Here is a 10,057-nt window from a genome sequence, read left to right on the forward strand (position 1 = left end):
GGCCCTCGGCGCGTTACACCGGGTATGGCTCCCTCCCCCACCCTGCTCGTCATCGGCCACGACGCGTCCCCCGAGACCGTGCGGGTGCAGTCCGGCACCCTCGGCAGCTGGGCGCGGGAGCGTGGCATCACGGTGATCCCGGCGGTGGCGGGCACGGAGCTCCCGGATCCCTCGACCGTCGACGCCGTCGCGGTGCTCGGCTCGGTGCAGGGCGCGTGGGACGACTCCGTCCCGTGGCTCGCCTCCGAGATCGCCTACCTGGAGCGCGCGATGGCGGCCGACGTTCCGGTCCTCGGGATCTGCTTCGGCGGTCAGCTGCTCGCCCGCGTGCTCGGCGGCAGCGCGAACCCCGCCGACGGGCGGCACGAGAACGGCTTCCGCAGCATCACGACGTTCTGCGACGCCATCGACGAGGGCCCGTGGATGGAGTTCCACTTCGACTCCTTCACCGCCCCGCCGACCGCCGAGGTCCTCGCCCGGTCCGAGCGGTGCGACCAGGCGTTCCGCCTCGGCCACCACCTCGGCGTCCAGTTCCACCCCGAGATCACGCCGGCGGAGTTCGAGATCTGGGCCGCCCGCTGGACCGGCAGCCCGCTCGAGGACCGCTTCGACGAGCTCGGGATCACGACGGCGGGTCTGCGGGCCGAGGTCGCGGAGCGTGCCGAGTCCTCGCGCGTGCGGTCGTGGCGGCTGTTCGACGACTTCGGCGCGCGGGCCGGGCTGCTCCCGACGACGGCGGAGGCGCGGGCATGAGCGTGCGTCTGGGCATCGGGGCGGCCGTGACCGACGACGAGCCGGCGGTGGCCACCCGCGACCTCGTCGACGGGTGCGAGCGCCGCGGGATCGACTCGGTGTGGTTCCCCGACCGGGTCGCGGCGCCCGCGATCGAGCCCCTCACCGCGCTGGCGTGGGCGGCGGGCCGCACCGAGCACCTCAAGCTCGGCACCGGGGTCGTCGTGCTCCCGGGCCGCAATCCGGCCGTCGTCGCCCACCAGCTCGCCTCGCTCGCCGCCCTCGCGCCGCGACGCATCCTGCCGGTGTTCGGCCTGCAGCCCGCGACGCCTGCGGAGCGGACGATGTACCCGGTCGGCGGGCGGCGCGCGGACGTCTTCGAGGAGGCGCTCGTCGTGGTCCGGCGGCTGCTCACGGAGCCGGTCGTCACCCACCACGGGCCGTTCTTCCAGCTCGACGAGGCCGTCGTCGAGCCGCGTCCGACGAAGCCGCTCGACCTGTGGCTCGGTGGTCTCGTGCCCGACGCACTCCGGCGCGTGGGACGCCTCGGCGACGGGTGGCTCGCGTCGTTCGTCACGCCGGCCGAGGCGGGCGCCGCGCGACAGGTCATCGCCGACGCCGCCGACGCGGCCGGGCGTGCCGTGGAGGACGACCACTACGGGACCAACCTCCTCGTCCTGCCCGAGGGGGCGACGGACGAGGAGCTCGCGCGCGCCCGGGCAGCCACCGCCCGCCGCCGGCTCGACACCGAGCACCCGGAGAAGCTCGTCGCCCCCGACTGGGCCACGGCCAAGGACCTGGTCGGCGAGTTCGTCGACGCCGGGATCACGAAGTTCGTGGTGCGCCCCGCGGTGTCGCCGCACTCGTGGGGCGGGTTCCTCGACGGGTTCGCCGCCGAGCTCGCCCCGCTGCAGACCTGAGGCCGCACAGGGCCCGCACAGGCCGGACATACGCCCTGATCAAGGCCGCGCCGCACGCTCGTCGTCATGAGCCTGCTCGCCGCGGACCGGAACGAACGACGCGTTCGTGCATCTGGAAGCCACGAACGCGTCGTTCGTTCGACCGCGCGCTGGTACCCCGGGGCGCTGGCGGCCCTGCTCGCCGGCACGGCGGCGCTGTACCTGGTCGGCCTGTCCGCCAGCGGCTGGGGCAACGCCTTCTACGCGGCGGCGGCCCAGGCGGGCGGGCAGTCGTGGACGGCGTGGTTCTTCGGCGCCTCGGACGCCCCGGCGTCGATCATGGTCGACAAGCCGCCCGCCTCGCTGTGGGTGATGGGGCTGTCGGTGCGGCTGTTCGGGTTGTCGTCGTGGTCGGTGCTCGTGCCGCAGGCGCTCATGGGCGTCGCCGCGGTGGGGCTCCTGACGGCGGCCGTGCGCCGCTGGTCGGGTCCGGTCGCCGGGCTCCTGGCGGGCCTCGCGTTCGCGCTGACGCCGGTCGCGGTGCTGATGTTCCGATTCGACAACCCCGACGCCCTGCTCTGCCTGCTGCTCGTGGCCGCCGCGTATGCCACGGTGCGCTCGATCGACGCGGCCACCCTGCGGGCGTCCACCTGGTGGCTGGTCCTCGCGGCCGCCTGCGTCGGGACGGGCTTCCTGACGAAGTCGCTGCAGGCCTTCCTCGTCCTGCCCGCCCTCGCGGCGGTGCACCTCGTCGCCGGGCCGGGCACCGTGCGTCGTCGCCTGGTCGCACTGCTGCCCGCGACGGCGTCGCTGCTGGTGTCGGCGGGCTGGTGGGTCGCGGTCGTCGAGCTGTGGCCGGCGTCCTCCCGCCCCTACGTCGGCGGCTCGCAGGACGACAGCGTGCTGTCGCTCGCCTTCGGCTACAACGGCGTCGGACGCCTCACCGGCGACGAGACCGGTCAGCTCGGTGGAGGCGGCGGTTTCGGCGGCGGGATGGGCGCCGGGATGGGTGGCGGCGGGCGCGGGATGGGCGGTGCCACCTCGACGGACTCGTGGTCCGCCCTCGTCACCGGCTCGATGGCGAACCAGGTGTCGTGGCTGCTGCCGCTCGCGCTGATCCTGGGCGTCGCGCTGCTCGTGTGGGTCGGGCGGGCGGCCCGCACCGACCGGCGGCGGGCGGCCGTGCTGCTGTGGGGCGGGTCCCTGCTGGTGACGGGCGGGGTGTTCAGCCTCGCTGCGGGCATCATCCACCCCTACTACGCGGTGGCGCTGGCCCCGTGGATCGCGGCGCTGGCCGCCGTGGGTGCGGTCGAGGCGTGGCGGGCCCGGGCCCGGTGGACGCTGGCGGTCGCCGTCGCGGTCACCGCCGGGTGGGCCTGGTACCTGCTCCGGGAGACCCCGACCTTCGTGCCCTGGCTGCGGGTCGTGGTCCTCGTCGCGGGCGGCCTCGCGGTCCTCGGCGTCGTGCTCGCGGGGCGGGTGGGCCGCCGGGGTGTCACGCTCGGGGTCCTCACCGCCGCCCTCGTCGCGGGGCTCGGCGCACCGGCCGCGTACGCCGGGGTCACGGCCGCCACGGCGCACACCGAGATCATCCCGACGGCAGGTCCCTCGTCCGGCTTCGGCGGCCCCGGGCGGGGTGGACCGGGCGGACCGGGGCAAGGCGGTCCGGGACAGGGCGGTCCGGGCCGTCCCCCCGGTGGCAGGAACGCGTCGTTGCCGGCGTCCAGTGGCAGCAACGACGCTTTCCTGTCACGAGCGGGTGGGGGGCGCGGCGGGCCCGGCGGGCCCGGCGGCGCGATGCAGCTGCTCCGGGCGTCCGAGCCGTCGGCGACGCTGACGTCCTTCCTGCAGGCCGGATCGGGCGGCTACACCTGGGTGGCGGCGACGGTCGGCTCCATGCCGGCCGCCGGCTACCAGCTCGCGAGCGGGTCGCCCGTGATGCCGCTCGGCGGCTTCAACGGCACCGATCCCTCCCCCACCCTCGCCGCCTTCCAGCAGCTGGTCGAGGCCGGGCGGGTGCACTACTTCCTCGGCGAGGGCCTGACCTCGGTGCCCGACACGGGCGGGTCCGACGCCACCGTGCAGATCACCGCCTGGGTGAAGCAGCACTACCGGCCGACCACCGTGGGCGGGACGGTCGTCTACGACCTGACCGCACCCGCCGTCGGGACCTGATCAGCGGGAGCCGAGGACCCGCGTCAGCGTGATCTCCAGGACCACGCGGCGCGGGTTCTCGCGCGGGGTGCGGTAGCGGGCCGCGTAGCGGGCCTCGGCGTCGGCGACGGACGCCGGGTCGTCGCGGACCACCGCGAGCCCCTCCAGGGTCGACCAGCGCCCGCGGTCGACCTGGCTCACCGCCACCCGGGCGCCCCCGTCGCCGGCCAGCCGCACGTGGGCGGCCTTGCGGCTGGGTCCGGAGGTGATGATGCGGGCGGTCGCGGTGTCGAGGTCGAGGGTGCATCCCACCGGCACGACGTGCGGGCTGCCGTCGCGGCGCAGCGTGGTGAGGGTGCACAGGTGGTACTCGCGCCAGAACTCGGCGAACTCCTCGCCGCGGGCGTGCAGGTCTGCGGAGGTGACGCTCACGGGGTGATCATCCCCGGCCGAACCAGTCCATCGCCTGGTGGACCACGGGGAGGAGCACCGTGCGGGGGGTGAGGCGTCCGGAGAGGGCGCTGAGCTGGTTGACCACGCCGGGGACGACGCTGCGGTGACCGGCGACCATCGCCGCGACCCCCGCCTCCGCCACGTCCGCGGCCTCACCGACGGTGAAGCCGGGGGCGCGGTCGAACGCCTCGGTCCCGGCGGCGTCGGCGAAGCCGGTGCGGGTGAGGCCGGGGCTCAGGGCGGTGAGGGTGACGCCGGTGCCGGCGAGCTCGGTGTGCACCGCCTCGGAGAACGACTGCACGAACGCCTTGCTCGCCGCGTAGCTCGCGACGCCGGGCAGGGGCTGGAAGGCGGTGATCGACGAGACGTTGAGGATCGCCGCCGTGCGACCCGTCGCCCGGGCCCGCGGGACGAAGGCGCGCACCGCGGCGACCGAGAGGTCGTGCAGGGCCAGCACGTTGACCCGGATCAGGCCGTCGAGCGCGTCGGGGTCGGCGTCGACCACCCGGCCCGTCACCCCGAACCCGGCCGCGTTGACGAGGCCGACGATGCGCTCGTCGCGCTGCAGGAGCTCGCGGACGCCGGCGCGGGCGGCGTCGTCGCCGAGATCGGCCGCGTGGACCTCGCTGGGCAGCCCGCTGCGGTCACCGAGCTCGGCCGCGAGCTCCGTCAGTGCGTCCTCACGCCGCGCGACCAGCACCGTGGGATAGCCCCGCGTGGCGAGGGCGTGGGCGACCTCGGCGCCGATCCCGGAGGAGGCACCGGTGACGAGGACGTGGGTGTCGGGTCCGGGCGGCGGCAGCGGCATCCCGGCCCTGTACCCACTCGCCGGTCACCACGACCAGAGTCGCGACCACCAGCTCTCGGTCCCCGACGCCGGCGTCAGGTCGGTGACCGCGCCCGACGTCTCGTACTCGAAGGACTGCCCGTCGGAGGACTGCGCGGAGTAGACCGTCTTCTCCCCGCCGTCGGACGACGTGACGCTGCGCTTGGTGACGCTGTTGCCCTCGCCGTCGGAGGTGGTCGTCTCCTTGACCGTCGACCCGTCGGAGCCCTTCGAGGTACTCGATCTCACCGACGAGCTCGACGACCGGGAGGTCGGCTTCGAGCTGGAACTGCTCTTCGCGCTCGAACTGCTCTTCGCGCTGGAGCTGCTCTTCGCGCTGGAGCTGCTCTTCGCGCTGGACGACCTCGAGCTCGACGGCTCGGCGGAGGACGGCGTGGTCGTCGCGTCCCCGTCGTCGGCGGACTCACGGGTGGTCGTGACCTCGACGCTCGAGGCGTCGGCCGACCTCGTCGTCGTCTGCACGGTGCGCGACCGGCTCGTCGGGTCGGTCTGGGTGGACCGGGTGGTCACCGCGCCGCTCCCCGGGTCGACGCTGCGGCTGCGGGTGGTGGTGACGCCGGTCGTCGGGTCGGTGGCCGTGGTCTCCGGCTCGTCGCCCGCCGCCGTGCCCGTCCCGGGGATCCGGATGCGGGTGCCCGGCGCTGACGTGGCCGTCGGGGCGGCGCCCGCCGTGCCGGTGCGGCTGCCCGGTGCGCGGGTGGCCGTCGGGTCGTCGTCGCCGGTACCCGTCCGGGCGCCGGGACCCGTCGTCGTCGTGATCGCGTCGGACGTCCCGGGCGGGGCGTCGGTGGACGCGGACCCGAGGGTCGGGATGGGCCAGCCGTCGGGCAGCGCGCCCGTCGTCGTGCCACCCGTGGGGGTGCGCGTGGGCGTGAGGGTCGAGCCGGTGCCGGTCGAGGTGGCCTCGCCGGGCAGGTCGGCCGTGGTGGTCGCCGACGACGGTGCGTCCGAGCTGCTCGGGCCGAGCAGCGGGATCGGCCACCCGGCAGGGGCCACCGCCGGCAGGGTCGCGGTGCGCGGGGCGACCTTCCCGCCGATCTCCGGGACCTTCTCCGCGGCCTTCTCGGCGGCCTTCTCCGCGGGCTTCTCGGCGGGCTTCTCGGCGGGCTTCGGCTTCTCGACGACCTGGTCGCCCTTGTCCTCGGCGCGGCCTCCGCCGTTGCCTCCGCCGTTGCCCTGCGGAGCACGGGCGCGGGTCTCGTCGCGCTCGCGGGTGCGCTCCGGGGGCTCGCCTCCACCGCCCAGCACCCGACCCGGCAGATCGAGCACTCCCGGGCGGTCGGGCGTCACGGCCGGCGCGGGAGCCACGGGCGCGGCCGGGGACGCCGGTGCGGTGTTCGGCGCGGGCACGACCGGTGACGCGGGCGCAGCGGCCGGGGCCGACGTCGAGGCCGGCGCCGGAGTCGGCGAGGACGCACCGCCGGGCACGATCGGGTCGAGCGGCGGGTCCCAGCCCGCGGGCGTGCTCGTGGCCGGTGCCGGGGCGCTGCCCTGCGGACGCGCACCGGGCAACGGGATCGGCGTCAGGGGTGGCGCGAGGGAGTCGTCGGGGTCAGCCGACCCGGAGCCGGGCAGGCCGAGGCCGGGTCTCGCGGCGTCGTCCTGCGTCGGCCGCGAGCCGGGCGACGAGCCGTACCCGCTAGCGGGCGCGTCGGACGGATCCGACTCGACGGACTCGTCCGACTCGGGCACGAGCGTGCGCGAGGTGCCGGCCGTCCCGGCGGCCTGCTCGCTCGGCCCGGGCGGCGCGACGACGGTGCGCCCCACCCCGAGGGCCGCCGCCGTGACCGCCACGGCGAACAGCCCCGTGACCGCCGTGCTGCGGGCCGACCACCGCGGCCACCTCTGCTGCCGCCGCCGACCCGTCTCCCATCCTCCCTGGGAGCCCGAAGGCATACGTCTCCTGCTTTCTCCCCGACCCGCCACTCCCGATCCCGCCAGATCAGGAGATCTCGGACAGTACGCGTCCGTTAGGTCTCACGTCAGCCGTTTCGTGCATCGCGGGCCGTCGGTTACGGGCACGATGGACGGCGTGGGTGCACAGCGATCGGTGCAGGCGCACGGACGTGCGTCGGACCAGCCGCACCCGTCGTCCGGAAGGGTGAACGTCAGCCCCCGACTGGAGCTCGACCTCGCGAAGATCCGCCACGCCTTCCTCACGTTCCGTGACACGTTTTCCGTCGTCGAACCGGCTTACGCCATCAAGGCGAACCCGCATCCCGAGGTGCTCGCGCTGCTCGCCGACCTCGGGGCGAGCGCGGACCTGGCGAGCGTCGGGGAGCTCGACGCGTGCCTGCTCGCCGGGATGGACCCACGGCGCCTGACCTGGGGCAACCCCGTCAAGAAGGCCTCCGACGTCCGCGCCGCGGTCGCCGCCGGCGTCACGCGCTTCACCACCGATTCGGCCGCCGACGTCGACCTGCTCGCCCGCGAGGCACCCGGCGCGGCGGTGACGGTGCGCCTGGCGGTGGACGACGACGGCTCCGCGACGCCCTTCGCCGGCAAGTTCGGCGTGCCACCCGAGGAGGCGGCCGCACTCCTGCGACGCGCCCGGGGGGCCGGTCTGCGGGCCCACGGCCTCGGGTTCCACCCCGGGTCGCAGCAGACCGACCCGTCGTCGTGGCGCCGCGGCATCGCCTCCGCCCGGCGCGCGGCCGGGCTCGCGGGCGTGCGCGTCGAGGAGCTCAACCTCGGCGGCGGTTTCCCGACGGCGCACGCGGCGGGTCGGGTGCCCGCGTTGCGGGAGATCGCTGACGCGATCGACGCCGAGCTCGGCGGCTGGCAGCCGCACCTCGTCGCGGAGCCCGGGCGGGCACTGGTGGCGGACGCCGGAGTGCTGGTCGCCGAGGTGGTGCTCGTGACCGAGCGCGCCGGGCGCCGGTGGGTCTACCTCGACGTCGGGCGCTACCAGGGCCTCGCCGAGACCGAGGGTGAGATGATCGTCTACCGGCTGCGCTGTCCCGAGCACGCCGAGGACGCCCCGCGGGGCCCCGTGGTGCTGGCCGGCCCGACGTGCGACGGCGACGACGTGCTCTACCGGCGGGCCGACGTGCGGCTGCCGCTGGACCTGGCCGCGGGCGACGTCGTCGAGTTCCTCGGCGCCGGCGCCTACACCTCCAGTTATGCCTCGGTCGGCTTCAACGGACTGCCTCCGCTGCCGACCGTGATCGTGACCCCTCCTACCCCTGAGAGGACCCCTGATTGACGACCTCCGCCGTCACCCCGGCCGTACCCGCACCCTCCTTCGCGGGACGCCACGTGCTCGCCGAGCTGCGCGGGGTCTCCCCCGCGCTGCTCGGTGACGACGCCGCCGTCACTCGCGCACTCCGCACCGCCCTCGACGCCGGTGGCGCGACCGTCCTCGACGTCGTCGCGCACCGGTTCGAGCCGCAGGGCACCACGGTGCTCGCCCTGCTCGCCGAGTCCCATGCTTCGGTGCACAGCTATCCCGAGGCGGGCGCGGCGTTCGTGGACGTGTTCACGTGCGGCGAGCACGCCGATCCGGAGCGGATCGTGGAGGTGCTCGGCCGGGAGGTCGGCGCCGTCGAGGTGCGGGCCCAGATCGTGGCGCGGGGCGCCGGACTGGCCCCCGACGCCGTCGGGCAGCGCGAGGTCGACGAGCCGCTCGCGCCCGGGATGCGGCGCCGGTGGCGGATCGACGAGGTGCTGTTCCGGGGCCGGACCGCCTGGCAGGACATGATCGTCGCGCGGACCGCCCAGGGGATCTCGCTGTTCTGCGACGGCGAACGGCAGTCGACCGAGCAGACCCAGCTCGTCTACCACGAGGCCCTCGCGGTCCCGCCGCTCCTGCTCGCGGACAAGCTGGACCGGGTGCTGATCGTCGGCTCGTCGGAGGGCGTCGTCTCGCAGCTGGCCGTCGCGGCCGGCGCGGCCGTGGTCGACCACGTCGACATCGACACCGAGTGCGTCCGCCGGTGCGCGGAGCTGCTGCCCTACGGCTACTCGCCCGCCGAGCTGGAGGCGGCCGAGGCCGGCGACGGCCCGGTGCGCGTGCACTACGCCGACGGCTGGGAGTTCCTCGCCGCGGCCGCCGAGCGGGGCGACCGGTACGACGTCGTCATCGTGGACCTGCCCGACGAGCCGGTGGAGGTCGACGACCCCGCCCAGCACGCCCGGCTCTACGGCACCCCGTTCCTCGAGCGCTGTGCGTCGGTGCTGGCGCCGGGCGGCGTGGTCTGCACGCAGGCCGGCTGTCCGACGGTGTGGCGCAACGACACGCTGAAGCGGATGGCCGGCCGGTTCTCGTCGGTGTTCCCGACGGTGCTGCCGTACTGCTCGGACGAGCACGAGTGGGCCTACCTGACCGGCCGCCTCGACCCGGTGGAGGACCCGGTGGCGCTGGCCTCCTCGCGTCTGTCGCGGTTCCCGTCGTTGACGTCCGTGGACGCCGAGGCACTCCTGCGCGGGTCGATCCTGCCGTTCGCGGTCCGGCGCTGACCTTCGCCGAGCCGAGACGTCACTGATCGGGCCCTCGGGCCTGCCCGCGCCTGATCAGTGACGTCTCGCCCGGCTTGTCGCGGTGTGCAGCCAGGCCGGCCCCACTTTGTCGTTCTGATTCACAACGACAAGGTGCTCGGCGGCCGTCGAGGGACCGCGACAAGAGGTCGACCAAGATCAACGAGCCTTTGCGGTGGTCGGCCGGAGCCTGAAACCATCGCAGGTGCTCGCTCGTTCCACGACCCGGCGCCGAGACGTCACCCATCCGGTTCCCGGTGCCGCGCGAGCCTTGTCAATACCCGGGACATGGTGGACAGGTTGTGCCGGGGACATGGTGGACAGTCAGCGGGTGGGGTGGGGGTGGTGGACGCCGAGCTGGAAGGTCGTCAGGCGGCTGGAGCCGTAGTAGACGTGCAGGCGGGTGCGGTCTCGGACCAGGCCGACACTGAGGCCGGCGAAGCGGCTGTCGAGTCGCAGGAGCACTCCGCCGTAGCTGAAGCGGGCGGCGCTGTTG

The 10,057-nt window shown here is 75.1% G+C and carries 8 protein-coding genes; 5 read left to right on the forward strand and 3 right to left on the reverse strand.

From position 1 onward, the window contains the following. The first annotated feature begins 24 nt into the window (after nucleotides 1–24). The 3 genes from QSK00_RS28680 (at nucleotide 25) to QSK00_RS28690 (ending at nucleotide 3,806) form a co-directional block, all read left to right on the forward strand. The gene (locus tag QSK00_RS28680) at nucleotides 25–753 is read left to right on the forward strand and encodes a glutamine amidotransferase-related protein (RefSeq protein WP_285596601.1); all 729 of its coding nucleotides are present in this window, start codon (nucleotides 25–27) and stop codon (nucleotides 751–753) included. Then, nucleotides 750–1,652 carry a TIGR03854 family LLM class F420-dependent oxidoreductase gene (locus QSK00_RS28685; RefSeq protein WP_285596603.1) on the forward strand — a complete coding sequence of 301 codons (903 nt, stop codon included), beginning with the start codon at nucleotides 750–752 and terminating at the stop codon, nucleotides 1,650–1,652. The genes QSK00_RS28680 and QSK00_RS28685 overlap by 4 nt, the downstream gene beginning before the upstream one ends. 66 nt (nucleotides 1,653–1,718) lie before the next feature. Beyond that, on the forward strand, nucleotides 1,719–3,806 hold the full coding sequence (locus QSK00_RS28690) for an ArnT family glycosyltransferase (RefSeq protein WP_285596606.1): 2,088 nt from the start codon (nucleotides 1,719–1,721) through the stop codon (nucleotides 3,804–3,806). Here QSK00_RS28690 and QSK00_RS28695 read toward each other — a convergent pair whose 3' ends face one another. Genes QSK00_RS28695 through QSK00_RS28705 form a run of 3 tightly spaced genes read right to left on the reverse strand, consistent with a single transcriptional unit; the run spans nucleotide 3,807 to nucleotide 6,879 of the window. Next, complete coding sequence (locus QSK00_RS28695) at nucleotides 3,807–4,217, reverse strand: pyridoxamine 5'-phosphate oxidase family protein (protein WP_285596608.1); 411 nt, start codon at nucleotides 4,215–4,217, stop codon at nucleotides 3,807–3,809. It abuts the gene before it with no gap. Between the two features lie 7 nt (nucleotides 4,218–4,224). After that, nucleotides 4,225–5,046, reverse strand: coding sequence for an SDR family NAD(P)-dependent oxidoreductase (locus QSK00_RS28700; RefSeq protein ID WP_285596609.1), 822 nt, complete (start codon nucleotides 5,044–5,046; stop codon nucleotides 4,225–4,227). A 24-nt stretch (nucleotides 5,047–5,070) separates the two neighbouring features. Further along, nucleotides 5,071–6,879: a hypothetical protein gene (locus QSK00_RS28705; protein WP_285596611.1), complete on the reverse strand. Its 1,809-nt coding sequence runs from the start codon at nucleotides 6,877–6,879 to the stop codon at nucleotides 5,071–5,073. Nucleotides 6,880–7,186: 307 nt separating this feature from the next. On the opposite strand from QSK00_RS28705, the gene QSK00_RS28710 reads away from it, so the two are divergent. Both QSK00_RS28710 and speD read left to right on the forward strand, forming a co-directional pair. Then, complete coding sequence (locus QSK00_RS28710) at nucleotides 7,187–8,290, forward strand: type III PLP-dependent enzyme (protein ID WP_285596613.1); 1,104 nt, start codon at nucleotides 7,187–7,189, stop codon at nucleotides 8,288–8,290. Beyond that, nucleotides 8,287–9,543, forward strand: coding sequence for an adenosylmethionine decarboxylase (speD, locus tag QSK00_RS28720; protein ID WP_352231177.1), 1,257 nt, complete (start codon nucleotides 8,287–8,289; stop codon nucleotides 9,541–9,543). Before QSK00_RS28710 ends, speD begins: the two co-directional genes overlap by 4 nt. Nucleotides 9,544–10,057 lie beyond the last annotated feature (514 nt).

This window comes from Actinomycetospora sp. NBRC 106378 (genome assembly GCF_030269685.1).
Taxonomy (GTDB): Bacteria; Actinomycetota; Actinomycetes; order Mycobacteriales; family Pseudonocardiaceae; genus Actinomycetospora.